Source organism: Nitrospira sp. M1, from assembly GCF_965152605.1.
In genome coordinates, this window is sequence record NZ_OZ224217.1 from 2,855,624 (window position 1) to 2,871,238 (window position 15,615).

General features: G+C 48.5%; 16 protein-coding genes and 1 pseudogene. 4 read left to right on the forward strand and 13 right to left on the reverse strand.

All coding sequences use genetic code 11. The features are described from left to right. The first annotated feature begins 300 nt into the window (after positions 1 to 300). The 3 genes from ACWHX8_RS13035 to ACWHX8_RS13045 are packed head-to-tail and all read left to right on the forward strand — an operon-like array spanning position 301 to position 1,915. The gene (locus tag ACWHX8_RS13035) at positions 301 to 615 is read left to right on the forward strand and encodes a YbjQ family protein (protein WP_447968562.1); all 315 of its coding nucleotides are present in this window, start codon (positions 301 to 303) and stop codon (positions 613 to 615) included. An 8-nt stretch (positions 616 to 623) separates the two neighbouring features. Continuing rightward, entirely contained in the window at positions 624 to 1,094 is a 471-nt protein-coding gene (locus ACWHX8_RS13040; RefSeq protein WP_447968563.1) for a YbjQ family protein, read from the forward strand. After that, complete coding sequence (locus tag ACWHX8_RS13045; RefSeq protein WP_447968564.1) at positions 1,091 to 1,915, forward strand: M48 family metallopeptidase; 825 nt, start codon at positions 1,091 to 1,093, stop codon at positions 1,913 to 1,915. Before ACWHX8_RS13040 ends, ACWHX8_RS13045 begins: the two co-directional genes overlap by 4 nt. On the opposite strand, the gene ACWHX8_RS13050 is transcribed toward ACWHX8_RS13045, so the two are convergent. The 5 genes and pseudogenes from ACWHX8_RS13050 to elbB form a co-directional block, all read right to left on the reverse strand. After that, positions 1,892 to 2,737, reverse strand: a complete 846-nt coding sequence (locus ACWHX8_RS13050; protein ID WP_447968565.1) for an SDR family oxidoreductase — start codon at positions 2,735 to 2,737, stop codon at positions 1,892 to 1,894. The genes ACWHX8_RS13045 and ACWHX8_RS13050 overlap by 24 nt on opposite strands. Before the next feature lie 294 nt (positions 2,738 to 3,031). Beyond that, the gene (hchA, locus tag ACWHX8_RS13055) at positions 3,032 to 3,916 is read right to left on the reverse strand and encodes a glyoxalase III HchA (RefSeq protein ID WP_447968566.1); all 885 of its coding nucleotides are present in this window, start codon (positions 3,914 to 3,916) and stop codon (positions 3,032 to 3,034) included. 357 nt (positions 3,917 to 4,273) lie between these two features. Then, positions 4,274 to 5,380 (reverse strand): annotated as a pseudogene (locus ACWHX8_RS13060) (transposase). Positions 5,381 to 5,472: 92 nt separating this feature from the next. Further along, positions 5,473 to 7,347 carry a DEAD/DEAH box helicase gene (locus ACWHX8_RS13065; protein ID WP_447968567.1) on the reverse strand — a complete coding sequence of 625 codons (1,875 nt, stop codon included), beginning with the start codon at positions 7,345 to 7,347 and terminating at the stop codon, positions 5,473 to 5,475. A gap of 651 nt (positions 7,348 to 7,998) precedes the next feature. Next, complete coding sequence (elbB, locus tag ACWHX8_RS13070; RefSeq protein WP_447968568.1) at positions 7,999 to 8,652, reverse strand: isoprenoid biosynthesis glyoxalase ElbB; 654 nt, start codon at positions 8,650 to 8,652, stop codon at positions 7,999 to 8,001. A gap of 726 nt (positions 8,653 to 9,378) precedes the next feature. Between elbB and pfp the strand changes: the two genes are divergently transcribed. Next, on the forward strand, positions 9,379 to 10,638 hold the full coding sequence (pfp, locus tag ACWHX8_RS13075; protein WP_447968569.1) for a diphosphate--fructose-6-phosphate 1-phosphotransferase: 1,260 nt from the start codon (positions 9,379 to 9,381) through the stop codon (positions 10,636 to 10,638). 616 nt (positions 10,639 to 11,254) lie between these two features. Here pfp and ACWHX8_RS13080 read toward each other — a convergent pair. The 8 genes from ACWHX8_RS13080 to ACWHX8_RS13115 all read right to left on the reverse strand — a co-directional run bounded on the left by ACWHX8_RS13080 (position 11,255) and on the right by ACWHX8_RS13115 (position 15,229). Then, on the reverse strand, positions 11,255 to 11,602 hold the full coding sequence (locus ACWHX8_RS13080; protein ID WP_447968570.1) for a nuclear transport factor 2 family protein: 348 nt from the start codon (positions 11,600 to 11,602) through the stop codon (positions 11,255 to 11,257). Between the two features lie 54 nt (positions 11,603 to 11,656). Then, on the reverse strand, positions 11,657 to 12,595 hold the full coding sequence (locus tag ACWHX8_RS13085) for a glutathione S-transferase family protein (protein ID WP_447968571.1): 939 nt from the start codon (positions 12,593 to 12,595) through the stop codon (positions 11,657 to 11,659). Next, entirely contained in the window at positions 12,592 to 13,467 is an 876-nt protein-coding gene (locus ACWHX8_RS13090; RefSeq protein WP_447968572.1) for a pirin family protein, read from the reverse strand. The genes ACWHX8_RS13085 and ACWHX8_RS13090 overlap by 4 nt, the downstream gene beginning before the upstream one ends. A 96-nt stretch (positions 13,468 to 13,563) precedes the next feature. Continuing rightward, positions 13,564 to 14,013: a MarR family winged helix-turn-helix transcriptional regulator gene (locus ACWHX8_RS13095; RefSeq protein ID WP_447968573.1), complete on the reverse strand. Its 450-nt coding sequence runs from the start codon at positions 14,011 to 14,013 to the stop codon at positions 13,564 to 13,566. A 132-nt stretch (positions 14,014 to 14,145) separates the two neighbouring features. Next, complete coding sequence (locus ACWHX8_RS13100; RefSeq protein WP_447968574.1) at positions 14,146 to 14,478, reverse strand: DUF5615 family PIN-like protein; 333 nt, start codon at positions 14,476 to 14,478, stop codon at positions 14,146 to 14,148. Beyond that, positions 14,475 to 14,702 carry a DUF433 domain-containing protein gene (locus ACWHX8_RS13105; protein WP_447968575.1) on the reverse strand — a complete coding sequence of 76 codons (228 nt, stop codon included), beginning with the start codon at positions 14,700 to 14,702 and terminating at the stop codon, positions 14,475 to 14,477. The genes ACWHX8_RS13100 and ACWHX8_RS13105 overlap by 4 nt, the downstream gene beginning before the upstream one ends. Before the next feature lie 115 nt (positions 14,703 to 14,817). Continuing rightward, on the reverse strand, positions 14,818 to 15,054 hold the full coding sequence (locus ACWHX8_RS13110; protein ID WP_447968576.1) for a type II toxin-antitoxin system RelE/ParE family toxin: 237 nt from the start codon (positions 15,052 to 15,054) through the stop codon (positions 14,818 to 14,820). Beyond that, the gene (locus tag ACWHX8_RS13115; RefSeq protein ID WP_447968577.1) at positions 15,044 to 15,229 is read right to left on the reverse strand and encodes a hypothetical protein; all 186 of its coding nucleotides are present in this window, start codon (positions 15,227 to 15,229) and stop codon (positions 15,044 to 15,046) included. The genes ACWHX8_RS13110 and ACWHX8_RS13115 overlap by 11 nt, the downstream gene beginning before the upstream one ends. Positions 15,230 to 15,615: the final 386 nt, after the last annotated feature.

The following is a 15,615-nucleotide window of genomic DNA, read 5'->3' on the forward strand; positions in this document are numbered from 1 at the left end:
TTATTTATTATTCAAGGCAAAACGACTGACCTCCCAAGTAGATTTCGCGCACGTCTATACGATACAGTTTCCAAGCGTATAGCGAAACCAAAGAGCTTCAAGCCGAATTTACATCACACACATAGCCCAAAAACATACGTCGAACAGCAGAAAGTATAGTGAAACGGCTATATCCAGAATAATTTGGGCTTAGGTCAACCCAGGCATTTGACCGAAAGAGAGTTACGGTGTTGTAGATAATTACCGTCATACAGGAAAAACGCCTTCACCTTTGCTCATCGGCCTTGAAAAGGAGAGCGCATGTTTGTGACCAATATCGAAGAAATCCCAGGAAAAACCATTACGACTTGTCACGGGATTGTGTCAGGGAGTACGGTGAGAGCCAAACACGTCGGGCGGGATATCATGGCCAGTTTTAAGAATATTTTTGGCGGGGAACTCAAAGGCTATACGGAACTCTTAGGCGAATCCCGAGAACAGGCGATTGACCGTATGAAAGCCCAAGCCCAACAAATGGGAGCCAATGCCATCGTCAATGTCCGCTTTTCCACCTCATCCGTCGCCGCAGGAGCTGCAGAAATTTATGTGTACGGAACAGCCGTGACAGTGGAGTAAGCTATAGCATGGAAAATCTTGCGGTTGTCGCCGCGTTACTCGCACTCGGCTATATCTTCGGAAGAATAGCAGAAACACGCCACTATCAATCTATCCAGAAGCGCGAACGAGCGTTTCTCTCACTACCCACAACCTCGAGCAAACGACCGATGGCCAATCTCGGTCCGATCAGCGATGCGCGGCTTGTGCACGGTAATGTCGTGATTTCAGTCGATTACTTCAAACGATTTCTCGCGACGCTTCGAAATATTTTTGGCGGCACCGTTCAAGCCTATGAAACTCTCTTAGACCGTGCGAGACGCGAAGCCATCCTGCGCCTGAAAGAAAGCTGTCCCGATGCGGGTCAAATCATCAATCTTCGTGTGGAAACCTCCTCGATCTCTAAAGGCGACAGCGAACGAATCGGCTCTGTTGAAGTGTTGGCCTACGGAACGGCCATTTATCATCACCACAGTACTCCTCAAGGTTCCACTCGGTGAAGTATCAGCCGTCGTTGCCGGAACACAACGATAACATTTCCCACCAACATCCCGTTCGTGAATTCGTCATTCTGCTCCTAGGAGTGTTAGGGCTTGTTGTGCTCAGCTTTTGGATACTCGGGGTTTTCGTGGATCAGGCTGTCGACTATATTTCGCCAGAAGACGAAGCCCAGTTGTTTGGAAAAATCAATATCAACTGGGAATTTGGCGAAAGCGCGTCTCCTCAACAACACACTTCGGTGCAACAACTCATCGACGCCTTGCGTCCATGCCAAAAGATTGGACTGACCACACCAGTGACGGTCATTGAATCACAAAACATCAATGCAATGGCCATCCCTGGCGGACGAATTATCGTCTTCTCAGGGTTACTCAATAACATAAAGTCAGAAAATGGCTTAGCGTTTGTCCTGGCTCACGAATTGGGACATTTCAAAAACCGGGATCATCTACGTTCTCTTGGTCGTGGGATTGTCTTGGCCGCACTCTCGACGTTATTCACAGGAGCCAATTCAAGTATCTCACAATTGCTTACCTCAACCATGACGCTCGGGCAAGCCAAATACTCCCAAAGCCGCGAGAGTAAAGCAGATGAAACTGCACTACAGATTCTCAACTGCCACTATGGACATGTAGGCGGAGCTACCGAACTATTTGAGGCGTTACAACGGCAGGAGGAAGCTTGGGACTTTGGAATGTTACACTACTTTGATACTCACCCTGAACTTCAAAAGAGAATCGATACCCTCCATGAATTAAGCAACCGGCACGGCTATTCGGCAGAAAAGCCCATTCCGTTAAAGAATCCTTCCTCCCTCTAACACACTCTCTAACGGTTGAAACAATTTCCCCTGATAGACGCTCTTCAATTCGACTTGTCCAATATGAGGTGCCTTCTGTTGATGGCGGCTCTCAACTGTAAACGCACCCGTTATTCCCATTCGTTTCATCAAGTAGCGTGCTAATTCCACACGAGACACGGCATGGGTCGCCGAGAGATGACGAATTCCAACTTCATCACTATTGGCCAAATCCATGACACGTTGAGCCAATTCATGGAGCCACACGGCCGATCGATATTCATCTCGAATAATCGTAATTGGAAGGCGTTGTTGTGTCCGATAGCGGAGCCAATCTCGATGACCTGTTCGACCATCATACGAATTCCCAATCCCGAGGCCCGTTCGAATCACCAACGATCCAGCGCGTTGCAACACCCGTTGCTCAGCCTTTACCCGTGTTCTCCCATAGACACTAATAGGACATGGCGTCGATTCCTCATGATAGATCCCGTCACCCCCAAATACGTGATCGGATGAAACATACACCAATTTCGTGCGTGCAGGTAAAACAGCAATGACTCGTTCGACTTGACCGACATTGACTTCCTCTGCCCACTCGGGATGATCCTCACACTTCGCCACATCGCATACAGCATGACAATACAACAACAAATCTGGTTGAGTCTGTTGAAAAAGCGCATGAATCCAGTTGGAATCATCGAGTCGCAAGGCCGGCCAGTGTCGAACAAATCGTGAGCGATTTCCAGGAGAAATAAACGGAAGAAGAGAATCTGGAAAAAGCGTCGCGAGGTTGAAGCCCAACATTGAAGTGGCACCGAAGAGAAGAGTCGTACCAATCATCGTTCCATGACCTGAAATCAGACTAAACAAACAACGTCGGGTACGATCTTGCCTGATCCGAAGCCGACATTCAAATATACCGTCTTCCCACTATAGCGAATCCAAAAAAGTTCCACCTTATTCATACCGACTATCAACGCGGTATCAAATGCTCCAAGGGCACGGAAGTTAATTGAATCGGCTATAGTAAACAATCCGCTCTCGGCCATCACCCGACCCTGATCACTTATCAATAGGTTAAATGCCTAAAGCTCGTGCGCTTCTATTCCAGGGTTGTGATCTTTAAACGTTCGCTCAGTTGCCGACTTCTTGTAACAACGCGCCAGCGGCCAATTTGCCCAGGGCATTGGAAGCAAGGGGGCTGTCTCCGGTGAGAAGCTTTCGGTCTTGATGCACCGCACCAGACATTTTGTCGTTCATCACCTTGACGCCAAGTTTTTCAAGACTCTCGGCCAGAAGCCAGCGCAGATGTCCTGGGATGTAACCGATTTCGATATTGGCGCCCTCATCAAGCGCGTCAGGGAACACGCAAATTTCGTAGCCGTTGAATAGGTAGTTCTCTTTGCTTTCACCGACACCGGCTGCTAAAAGGCAAGCTGGGCCATGGCACAGTGTGATGATATGCTTAGCATGGTCCATCGCCCATTTGAGGACTATCTTCATTTCCTTGCTATCTGGAATGCCGCCCGTCAGAGCTCCGTGACCGCCCGGCACCAGCACAGCAAGGTATGGCGAATCCTTGCCAAGGCTTTGCTCGATAACATTGGAAAGCCGTTTTGGCTCTTTGAATTGTGGTAGATACTTTTTATAAGCTGATTGAACCGCATTATCTTCGCGAGGCATGGCCCACATTTCGAACTTGACCGGATTCCCGGACACGGTTGCCACATCGATTTCAAAGCCGGCGTTATCGATGTGAAGCATCGGCACGAGCGTTTCAACCGGGTGGTTTCCAGTAGAGAACATCTTGTCATTCTTCATGATCAGATAGCGCTCATCAGTGCCGATCATGAGCACTTTCCATTTCTTGCCGGAATACCGATTCGGATAGTCTGCGCCATCGTAGTCGGTCCTTGGTGCTGTATATTGCGACAAGGAATACGGCGAGGGGAAAAACGCGTTGTGTTCCGCCTGATCCGGTGCGGGCTCTCTGCTCAAGTCGGTATTTTTCGTACTCATATTCTTCTCCTTAAAGGGCAATCGATTAATATTACCTTATTCCCCAAAAATCGGGCTCGGCAGGTTTAAACTCCTAATTACTCTACAATAACCAAGCGTCATCCACATAACAAAGACGGCAGTTAAGTCTCTTCCAGTCCCTCCAAGCACTATCAAACAGGCTTGCCATATTCAAAATCTGCACAATGCCAATTAACTCATCATTGAATGACTGCTTTGGGTCCAGGCTGTGTAAAAACTTACCTACACTTATCATTGCAACGCGATAGTAGGCGCATCAGCCCATCTCCTCTTCGTTTTTTGTTTTGCCTGGCACTTCCGGTTTGTGTCCCCACGAGCTGGCCTTGAGAACGTTACTTACGTCTGGATGGCGTTGAGGAGCGGTTTCACGCCGAAGATCGACAACATCCGTTTGAAGTTGTACGCCAACACATGCAAACTCATCTCGGTGCGCACCTGCTTGAAGGTTTTGGTTTGGAAATGGGTATAGCCCATCCAGACTTTCAATGTTTCAAACGGATGCTCGACAGTTGCTCGTCGAGTGCGCATCCGCTCCGGTTCTTGATCGAGACAGGCTCGGCAGCCTCAAGCACCGCCTCATGTTCCCATCGCGCCACTCGCCGGTACTGACTCGTCGTGCACTGCGACTTCATCGAGCAGTTAGGGCAGTGTGATGACCAATATTTGTTGTTAATCCTTTCTCCTGCGTCTCGAATCGCCAGATGAGGCGTTTACCGGCCGGGCATTCGTATTCATTCTCTTCCCCTTTGTACATAAAGTCGCGTTTGCTGAACAAGCCTTGCTTCGTGCTCCCCGATGTCTGAGGCTTGGGGAGATAAGTCGTGATCTTCGACTCATCGCAGGCCAGGATTTCTTCACTGGTGAAGTACCCCCGGTCGGCCACCACGTCGAGCGTCTTAGATCCTATGGCCTCCTTCGCTTGTTGCGCCATGTGGTGTAACTGGTGACGATCATGCCCGACATTGCTCACCTCGTGCGTCACGATCAAATGGTGTGTGGCATCCACGGCGGTCTGGACGTTATACCCGACGATCCCGGCACCCCTCGTTTTCATCGCTCGCGCATCCGGATCCGTCAGAGAGAGCTGCTGCTCTGGTGTTTGGAGCATCTGGACTTCGAGTCGGCGATGGTCTTAAAGTCCGGCGCTAAGCGTTCGGTGAGCCACATGAGTTCAACGTTGCGGTGCGCTTCCCGTTCAAGGCGACGACTGGACTGCACACGGTTGAGATACTCGTAGACATAGATCTTCAGCAGTGTCGTCGGGTGGTACGCTGGGCGACCTGTTTCATTCGGATGAGTCTTGAAGCCAAGACCTGAGAGATCCAGATCGTCAAGGAAGACATCGATGACCCGAACAGCGCTGTCTTCGGCGATGTAATCATCTAATCGTTCAGGAAACAAAGTGGCCTGATGGCGATCTTTGCCTTCAATAAATCCGCTCATCTCTAACACCTCCGTGGGAAAAGCATATGATACTCTCCATCGGAGTTTTCACACAGCCTCGGCCAATACCGGACATTCGGCTGAGGAAAACTCTACTTTTTAACTGTCCAATTTATAGGGAAAAGGTCATGATCTATCTGCTTCAATTGGGAAAGAAACTCTGTCTCTCTATGACTGGTAAGCAGCAGTTTTTCTGTGGAACGTGTCATCGCAACATACAGCAGTTTGGCCGCTAAGGCTGGATCCTCTCCGTCAGCAGGCATATTACCTATCCCTGATACCGAAACAATGGGAAATTCCAACCCCTTACTGCTGTGCATTGTCATCAATTTCACGCTGTTAGCCGATGGCTTAAACCGCTTTTTCGCCTTTGAATCCCCGAGCCATTGACAGGAAACATCTATGGACGCTAATTGGGCATGCAGTTTTTCTCCCATCCAGCTACTCCGATATGTAATACACATATCGGACCAGGGAATCCCCTGTTCGTCATGCATTCGCTTGAAGGTACGAGCGATATAACAAGCTTCCTCTTCATAAGAGTTAAAAGTCTTTACTACGGGTGCAGGTCCATGACGCCCCGCCGCCTCAGGCTCAACCAACGGAACATGATCCTCGTCCTTAGCATCTGACTTAAGGTATCTGCTGACAAATTGGTAAGCGAAGCCAAGAATTTCATTGGTATTTCGATAATTCAATTTCAGTACAGTTGTCCGGCCCCTTGCCTGGACTCCGACACTAGATAGGCTGAAGTCGAGCTGGTTCTTCTTGCTGTAGATCGACTGTGCATCGTCATAAAGCAACAGTAGGGAGTTGGTCTTGGGATCAACCATGCTTACCACAAGCTTCAGCCATTCAGACTCAAAATCATGGCCTTCGTCGATCATGACTGCACCATACTGACCTTTTGGTATCGCACCCTTCTCCGCTGCAGCAATGACCGTCTCAACAAGCCGGTCAATATACTTGTCGCCCGGCTGTGGTCGATCAATATGGTAGGTGCGTAGCTGTTCACCGCACCAGTCGTGAAAGTGATAGACACTGACCTTGTCACCAATACCCCGCTCAGCAATCAGTTCGCGCAGCTTTGCAGCCAGTGTTATGTTATAGCAGAGAACAAGGATTGGTTTGTTCAGCAGCTTGGCGAGGTAGAGACAGCGATAACCTAGGATCAAGGTCTTGCCAGAACCGGCGACCCCATGGATGACCCGGTGTCCTTCCCCAAGACTGCGTGCCATTATTTCCTGCTGCATATCCATGACTTTTATAATGTCAGGTAGCAGCTCTTCTATATCCTCCTCTTCTGGCTCCTCTGGAAAAAGATTGCCCTGATCGCCTGTATTGATTCTAACTTCGGGAAACATGTGCCAACGGATACGATCGATCTGCGGTAGGGCAAGAGGATGCGGGAACTGCACAGTGAACATGTTCCATAAGCGCTCCTGAAAGGCCTCTGGCTCCACACTATCAACCATTTCATCCTTACAGATAACTTTGTGATCAGGTAACACTTCTCCCAGGTTAGAAGATTTGAACTGCCTACGGGTAATATTGCTCAATACCACTCCATAGCCGTATGGAAAAACCATGTTGCCCATATAACGTCCTGTTTGATTGACCAATTGCGGGTCCCTCTCCAGCCGTTGTATCAGTTGATAAGTGCATTGACGCACCTGTTCCAGAGGGTTGCTTACGATTTTGACGCCCTGCGGGGTGATGATAGTCGCAGTCGCCTTATCTATCTTCTGGATTGTATCCAGCTTCCAGTCCTTCACCTCCAACATCAACAGGCCGCGTGCCGGATGCAGGATAATGAAGTCGGAATATCGCTGTCTTTTGCCAACCGGCAACTCGTACCAACAGAGGTAGTCGTCCTCCAAATGACTTCCTAGGCGCCAAGCGAAACGTTTCTCGCCTGATTGCATTCGATTAACGCAACTGTTAAGAGGCGGAATTAGACTTGCCATGTCAGTTGAGTCGGTCCAAGAATCGTACAGTTAAGCTTTGAAAGAAGCTGTAGCCAGTTTAGCATCATCTCAGTAAACCCATTTTACTCCTCATGAGAATGTCCGCTTTGGGTCGTTTGAGAAGATTGTCTTGCGAATTTAGAAACGTCCGCTTTGGAGATGCTTGATACTAGTTTTAAGTTCGAAGCTCCCTTCATGGATACAATCCCTCGAGCATTCATTATAAAACTTCGACTTCACATATCCGACCTACATTTTTCTGTTGGTCTTGACAGAATGCACATAAGTTTGCACGGGGAAGTGTTGAATAATGAGGATATCAAAAGTGCTATTTCACAGAGAATCCCTTGACTATTAGAAGCTTAGGGGCGGTTCAACTTGCTCATCTGAGATGACTTGATCAATAGGCAGAGGCCCTTTCCTTATGGGTCGCCATACCAGCAGACTTGCAATATTCCCTTCGCGTGAGCAAGGTCACAGGGGGACGCTCAGCCTTGAGCATGATAAGCCTGTGAACCATGGCCAACACACGACCTCTCTTGCTGATCAGTTATCCTCCACCATGGAGTGCGATAACAGGTGCTCAAGTGGTACTACGTGAGCACGGAAAAATGGTGAGAACGCTGCTGGCGGCTTTTTTCAGCAGACCCATTAAGCCATTTTGAGAAGTTCAGTGATAGCCCCACTCACCCCTTCAAAAATTTGATGAGGCTTGGCTGTTCCATACATATAGGCTGGAGTCGTAATAATTTTTTTATCGGCATCCACCACAAACTTTTCTACGGCGCAATTCTGATGTTTGGCTCCGGTTTTTTCAATTTCCGTTGCGGTTCCAGCATCATCACCGATGGTGACACTCACACCCTTCTTCCCAAACGCCAGGGCCATGATCGCGGGGGCAATACAAATAGCCGCTATCGGTTTACGGCTTTCATGAAACTCTTTGACGACTCTGGTCACTTGAGGATCAATCTCTCCGGAGCTTCCTTTTTCGGCAAAATCACAGAGGTGCAAGGCCGCCCCAAAACCACCGGGAAACGCCAGTGCATCAAATTCTTGAGCTTTTAAATTTTCCAGCGGCTGAATATCACCTCGTGCAATACGGGCAGCCTCCTGCAGGACATTTCGTTGTTGACCTGTAGGCTTTTGCGTGAGGTGATTTGTTTCAGCGACGTCTTTGTTGGGCGCAAAGACTTTGTACTCGGCTCCATTTTGTCCGATCGCCACAAGCGTGCTGATCGCCTCTGTAATTTCTGCCCCGTCTAGGAAACCACACCCTGAAAGAATGACGGCAACCTGTTTCATAATCTCCTCCTTTGGCTTCTAAGCCCATAATGAATGGGCCTACACATGCGCCAGTAAATGACAAAACAACCAGTCCCTCTATTGGCTTAGCAGCTGTACCCGACTTAGCATATTGTGGTGATCAAGCATCCTGGCGTATTGCCTGGTCATTGATGATATAGATGATACCGAATACCGGAACCTGGGTTCAAAGCTTACTGAGATTTTCTTTGGTCCCAAATAGGGTCGGCTCATTCGTCGTCTACAATCTGGACAAACATAGAAGAACGCCTCCTTGTCTCGTTCGCTTGTTCGGACAGTGAGAGAAAGACCAACTCACTCCTAACCGCGTTCAACCTCCATCACAACGTTGGGAGAGGGACTCGGCAAAAGCAGGAAACCCTACTGGCGACTTCATGCAACATCCGCTCTCATCTTTCAATCACTGTCAAAAGGGACAAAAAAGATTCCCTGAGTTGATTCTGTTTTCAGAAAACCGGATGATATGATTAGGGTCTGTTGAAAAAAGCCGCCAGCGGCGTTCTCGCCATTTTGCCGTGCTCACGTATAACCAGTACGCTCCGCGCGTCAAAATGGCTGTGGCCTTGCTGGACGGACTTTTTTGAACCGACCCGAGGCTTCTGGCATCCAACACGTGCTCGAGGAATATTGCAGCTCGATATCAGCATTATTCAACACTCTCGATTAAGAAAACTATTTTAACCAAAGAAAGCGAGAGCCTCAGCCATGAATACGTCTCTACCCAAAATTGCCATTCTTGTCGGCGGTGGTCCCGCACCAGGGATCAATAGTGTGATTACGGCCGCCACGATCAGGAGCACGTTATGTGGTGCGGAAGTTATCGGTGTACAAGATGGGTTCCATTGGCTGATGCAAGGCCACCTGTCAAAAGTTCGACCGCTCACAAGAGACACGGTTAGCCGGCTGCACTTTCGAGGAGGGTCTATCTTAGGAACATCGCGGGCCAATCCCACGAAAGACCCCCAACATTTGGAAACCGTCCTTTCCTCACTTGCCCAACTGAACGTGTCCGGACTTATTACCATCGGGGGAGACGATACGGCCTATTCTGCATCGAAATTAGAACAATTGGCCTCGGGCCAACTCCGCGTGGTCCATGTGCCCAAAACGATTGATAATGACCTCTGCCTGCCTCATGGTAATTCGACCTTCGGGTTTCAGACCGCGCGCCATTTAGGCGTGGAAACTATCAAAAATCTCATGACTGACGCACGCACGACTTCACGGTGGTATTTTGCCGTCACCATGGGACGAAAAGCCGGTCATTTGGCGTTGGGAATCGGGAAGGCCTCGGGAGCATCCATTACCCTTATCCCCGAGGAGTTTCTACAAGGGAAGGTCACGCTCGCTCACCTCACCAACCTCTTAGTGGGTGCCATCGTCAAGCGGCTAAGTTACGGACGGTCCGACGGTGTCGCCGTTTTAGCGGAAGGGATTGCAGAATTACTGGATCCCAACGAGTTTGCCGGGATGGGAACCGTTAATCTAGATGAGCACGATCATATTCGGTTGGCCGAACTTGAGATTGGCCGGGTCCTCAAACGGTCAGTCCAGATTGCCTTGCAACGCTATGGCATTACCATGACCATCGAAACCAAAAATGTGGGATATGAATTGCGCTCAGCCGACCCTATTCCCTATGACATGGAATATACGAGAGACTTGGGCTATTGCGCAGCAGAGTTTCTGCTCAACGGAGGCAATGCCGCGATGGTCTCGATTGATAATGGACGGTTCACGCCTATCTCGTTCAAGGACATTATGGACCCCGAGACGGGTCGAACCAAAGTCCGCCTAGTGGATGTGCATTCGGAATATTATGCCATTGCCAGAGAATATATGGTCCGCCTCACGCCCGAAGATTTTAATGAGCAACAGACAATAGAACAATACGCCGCCCTCTTACATCTGACACCCGATGCGTTTCGATCCGAATTTTTCCCCTTGGTGAGAAAAGAAAAGTAACTTCCCCCCTTTTCTTCGGCAAAATTACAAAGATGTAACACAGCCTCATATCCACCGGGAAATGCCAAGGCATCAAAATTTTGAGACCGCGTGATGAATCTTGCGGCACAATCAGCATGTTCAGCGTATGATTGCGAATTTGTCAGTCTCGCACAAAACTTTGGGAGTCACGCTGGTGACGGCCGACCGCCAGGTCCTTAGAACTTTTCCAGACGTGGCGATCGCGCCGGAGAAATTCTTGGAAGAAAAAGACTCGCACTTCAACAGGTAGGACTCTTTCTAGGGCACCTCTAAAATCCGTCCCTTTCCGCGATGGCGACGTCAGCCGCGTGCTCAAATTTTCATGTCTTGGCTACCTACGATAAAAATATCAAGAGCTCACTTCCCTCACACAATGGAGGGGTCATCAGTGTCGTGAGGGTTCTCCCACTATCGTAGCCAAGGCTCAGGGCAGTGGCCTTGGGCACGATGGGCCAGAGGGCAGACGAGACTGCCATCTTTCCATTATTGGGATGAATTCTCCTTTCCGCGAGAACCATAACAAGCGTCCAAGTTCCGCGCGCGCCGATTCCTTGCCCGCACGAAAAAATCCTGATTTGTAGAGGTACCCTATAATTTACCCATGATAAAAATCTTCACGGATGATCTTTCCATCCTTCCAGGTTTGCACGGAGACTTGATGCATCACGACATGCTTATCTCCTTTAAACGTCACATCAAACGTCCACTCAACCGCCGAATGATCTCCTGCAATAATCGTCCTTCCAACGGTCGCTCCATGAAATGCTTGAATGCTGTCGAGGAACTGCAATTCATACTCTCGATTTTTCGCTTTCCCGACTCGCTCCTCTGTTCGATTTTCAGTCATGACGACATCATCCGCATAATAGGCATCGAATGTTTCCAAGATTTTCCCAGCTAAAATACCATCAATAACGGCTTGCGCTTGATTGTTTGCACTCATCGTGTCATCTCCTTACAAGGTGTAAACATGAATAAATTCGCCTTACATTCCAATTCAAACCAACGCCCCTCGACCATGGGGAACCGTCAGATCCTGTTCTGGCCCAAGAGGAACAATGCCCGTGGGATTAATATCATCGTGCGTGATGTAATAGTGGCGTTTGATGTGATCGAAATTCACGGTTTCTGCAATGCCTTCCTGTTGATACAAATCTTTGAGATATCCAAAAAGATGTGGATAATCAATGATACGCCGAAGGTTACATTTAAAGTGACCATGATAGACCGCATCAAAACGAACCAATGTCACAAACAGACGCCAATCGGGTTCAACAATCTGGGAACCGAAAAGATACCGCTGGCTGCTCAAACGCACCTCAAGTTGATCGAGCGTCTCAAACAACTGACTCACCGCGTTTTCGTACGCACGTTGGGTCGTGGCAAATCCAGCTTTGTACACGCCATTATTGACCCTGTCGTAAATACGCGTATTTAAGCTATCGATGTCCACTCGGATTGCTTCAGGATACAGATCAGGTGTGTCACCGGCTGCTTGATGAAACGCCTGGTTGAACATTCGAAGAATATCGTCTTCTGAATTATTCACAATCTTCCCAGATTGAGAATCCCACAAAACAGGCACCGTCACACGAGACCCATACGAGGGGATGGTCGCCCGGTACGCTTCGCTGAGATACTGAAACCCGTTAATGGGATCAAGGCTGTAACCGGGCCCTTCTCGAAACGCCCAGCCACGATCATCACGAATGGGATCCACCACCGTCATACCAATGACAGACTCAAGGCCTTTAAGCCTACGTCCAATAATCGTTCGGTGCGCCCACGGACAAGCTAATGACACATACAAATGATAGCGTCCCGATTCAGCCGGGAATCCTGAACTTCCGTCCTCCGTTACCCAACTTCGAAACTGATCATCCTGTCGGGTAAATGCCCCTTCTTCATTCTGTTCATCAGGAAATTGTGCGCTCATGATCTCACCTTCTCCTCTGTCCAAATAAATGTGCCATGCCGAAGGTCATTCAATGCTTCTTGGATTTCATCCTGAGTATTCATGACAAACGGACCATAGCGAGCAATCGGTTCGCCCAAGGGCTTTGCTGAAACCAACAAAAAACGCACCGACTCATTCTCCGTCACCATATGTACACCTTCTCCATCCTCTAACACGACCAAGTTTGTATGCGACACCCACTCCTGACCGTCACCACTCACAAACGCTCCTTGGCCTTCGAATACATAGGCAAATGCCGTATGACCTTGTACGATCGGTTGAACAAACGATCCATTGGGCGGAATGGTCACATCCAGATATGTCGGATTGGCCGCAATGTTGTTGACCGCCCCCTTCGTCCCCTCAACTGCCCCCGTGATGACCCGAACCTTCACACCATGTTCAAGCGTTACTTCAGGTATGTCACTTGCCGAAACATCTTGATATCGCGGCTGTGACATCTTGAGTCGAGCAGGAAGATTCACCCACAGTTGAAATCCGGCATTGCCTTCAGGACGGACTTGAGGCATTTCTTCGTGTAGAATCCCACCTCCAGCCGTCATCCATTGGACATCTCCTGCCCCAATACTCCCTTCATTCCCTAACGTATCTCGATGTTGGACTTCCCCTGCCAACATGTACGTCACCGTCTCAATTCCTCGATGTGGATGCATCGGGAACCCAGCTTGATAATCCTCGGCATGTGGCGATCCAAAATGATCGAAAAGGAGGAATGGATCAAGATAGTTGAGCTCCTCGCCTCCAAGACTCCTTTTCAGTTTCACTCCAGCTCCCTCAATGACCGACTGTGGTTCGATAATTCTTTTGATTTTTCTGTATTGCATACTCATGTTGCACCTCGCTGTTGTCTAAAAACTCTTTTAGTAAATAACTCGCAATGAATAAATCCAATACAGCACCCTCAATATCTCCGTCTTAGCGCACGCCTACGTATCTTCAAAACTGTCCCGAAGTCGTTTCAATAATATCTTCATCTGCTTCACTTCTTCTTTTGTCAAAGCCTTTTCAAAGAAAGGCTTAAGAAATTCAGCATGTGCCGGAAAAGTTTTTTTATAGAGTGCCTCTCCCTTTGCTGTTAACCGAATATTGCTAGCTCGCCGGTCGCCTTTGACCGATTCTCTCCTCAATAACCCTTTGGTCTCCAATCGATCAAGGACACCCGTTAATGTTCCTTTGGTAATCAGCGTCCCGTCACCAAGTTCCGTACAAGTCAGACCATCGGTGCCGCCTAGTTCGGCAATCACATCAAACTGTGCTGATGTCAATCCCATGGATTCGATGTGCCGCGTCCCAGTGCGAAAAAAGGCCAGATACGCCTCGACTAACGGCCTGAGCAACGACAGAAAAGGGTCCCTCCGATAGTCTGTAATGGGCATGCTTTCTCCTCTTCACTTTGCCATTTTTGATTCTAATCAATATAATCCTAATTAGTACTATTGTCAAGACCAACCACGCGTCAAGACTCCAATGAGTGAGGTGCTCTATCTGAACTTATTTTGATGTGCTAGCTAGCCGATTTCAATGAAAGCTGGGGCGGGGTCAATTGCACATTGCTCGAGTTCTGCATGATACCGCCTGAGAATGTTTGCGATTTCCTCGGTTCCACGATTTCCACAACGTAACCAGATGACTTTCGGCGGTGAGCCTTTCACAAAACTTCGCTGATGAAAGTCGGAATCTTTGGACACAATCATGAAATCGTGGTTGCCAGCATATGTCCAAATGCTGTCATCGTCTGCAGAAGCAAGACCAACATATCGAACATGAGTCGATTCAGGAAAGAGTGAGGAAAGGATAGGAACAAGAAGAGGTGACAGATTTTCGTCGAAAGGCAGTTTCACTCAGGGGGTACCGATGCCAATTTTCGTTCCCGGTCTGCGGCAAAAGCCAGACAAGCTCGAATATCTTCCAATTCGAGGTCTGGAAAATCATTCAAGATCTGTTGTTCGGTCATTCCTCCTGCCAGGTACTCCAAAACATCGTAGACCGTAATTCGAAGACCTCGAATACACGGTTTCCCTCCACGCTTTCCTGATTCTATTGTGATTCTATCTCGATACAACATCCTGCATAGTGTACGCGGCTACGCGTGTTCGGTCAATGAAATGAGCACGAAAAATGTGGGAAACCTATAGCCGCTCTAGAAATTTTCAACACTTCTAGGGCGGAACTTTACTGTGTCAGTATAAAAGTGACGACAAGAGGTAGTGAGACTCTCGGTGAAAGATACACTCTCTCACATTTTCTCTAGCAGCCTCTGGAACCATACGACCTATCTTTGGATGAAGCTGTAGCTTCTCTACGGCTACTAAAATGCGTTCAACGAATTGCCTGGCATAAAACGGGGAATCTTTGGAGATGTAAGTGTGGAGACTTTGAAGGTCTGTCTTTGCTTGCAACGACCACTCAATGTCCATTGCTTAGCAGGTCGGTCTTTACCTGATCGTGGGGAATCGTTCGCCCTGCCTCAATATCAGCGAAGCCGGCTTCTAACTTTTGCTTTATATATAGTTCATACATAATATCATTCCACGTGGCCTTATCTGATACGTGTTCGAGCACTTCGCGTGCTGATTCTTTTGCGGTAGCCATAAATATTTCTCCCAAATACTTCCGTTCAATACCCACATTTTCTTACAATAATCAGGTAACTGAATTTTACCAAGCTTGCCATGCGAAATATACCCTAGCCGGAGGGAAACTCTCGCCACACCAAGGCATCGAAGCATGTCATACGAGAGATAGCTGAGAAATATTTACTTGGAAGTGGTCAAGCATTTCGTGACAACCCAGTTAAGCGACTTCCTGCCTTGCAACCATTACTGAGTTGTAGTCCTTAGGGCTAACGTCTAAGCTATTCCGAATGCGGTGCGAGTTCTGGATACAACACGCGGGCCTTAATGTAATACACAGAGCGGCAACGGCTAAACATTATCAGGAACATCGTGAACAACGCTTTTCTTTTTGCAAATAAATTC

What these genes read in the sequence shown, in the direction of transcription:
- ACWHX8_RS13035 (WP_447968562.1), top strand. Translation starts at nt 301, where the DNA reads ATGTTTGTGACCAATATCGAAGAAATCCCAGGAAAAACCATTACGACT.
- ACWHX8_RS13040 (WP_447968563.1), top strand. Translation starts at nt 624, where the DNA reads ATGGAAAATCTTGCGGTTGTCGCCGCGTTACTCGCACTCGGCTATATC.
- ACWHX8_RS13050 (WP_447968565.1), bottom strand. Translation starts at nt 2,737, where the DNA reads ATGATTGGTACGACTCTTCTCTTCGGTGCCACTTCAATGTTGGGCTTC.
- hchA (WP_447968566.1), bottom strand. Translation starts at nt 3,916, where the DNA reads ATGAGTACGAAAAATACCGACTTGAGCAGAGAGCCCGCACCGGATCAG.
- ACWHX8_RS13065 (WP_447968567.1), bottom strand. Translation starts at nt 7,347, where the DNA reads ATGGCAAGTCTAATTCCGCCTCTTAACAGTTGCGTTAATCGAATGCAA.
- elbB (WP_447968568.1), bottom strand. Translation starts at nt 8,652, where the DNA reads ATGAAACAGGTTGCCGTCATTCTTTCAGGGTGTGGTTTCCTAGACGGG.
- pfp (WP_447968569.1), top strand. Translation starts at nt 9,379, where the DNA reads ATGAATACGTCTCTACCCAAAATTGCCATTCTTGTCGGCGGTGGTCCC.
- ACWHX8_RS13080 (WP_447968570.1), bottom strand. Translation starts at nt 11,602, where the DNA reads ATGAGTGCAAACAATCAAGCGCAAGCCGTTATTGATGGTATTTTAGCT.
- ACWHX8_RS13085 (WP_447968571.1), bottom strand. Translation starts at nt 12,595, where the DNA reads ATGAGCGCACAATTTCCTGATGAACAGAATGAAGAAGGGGCATTTACC.
- ACWHX8_RS13090 (WP_447968572.1), bottom strand. Translation starts at nt 13,467, where the DNA reads ATGAGTATGCAATACAGAAAAATCAAAAGAATTATCGAACCACAGTCG.
- ACWHX8_RS13095 (WP_447968573.1), bottom strand. Translation starts at nt 14,013, where the DNA reads ATGCCCATTACAGACTATCGGAGGGACCCTTTTCTGTCGTTGCTCAGG.
- ACWHX8_RS13105 (WP_447968575.1), bottom strand. Translation starts at nt 14,702, where the DNA reads ATGTTGTATCGAGATAGAATCACAATAGAATCAGGAAAGCGTGGAGGG.
- ACWHX8_RS13110 (WP_447968576.1), bottom strand. Translation starts at nt 15,054, where the DNA reads ATGGACATTGAGTGGTCGTTGCAAGCAAAGACAGACCTTCAAAGTCTC.
- ACWHX8_RS13115 (WP_447968577.1), bottom strand. Translation starts at nt 15,229, where the DNA reads ATGGCTACCGCAAAAGAATCAGCACGCGAAGTGCTCGAACACGTATCA.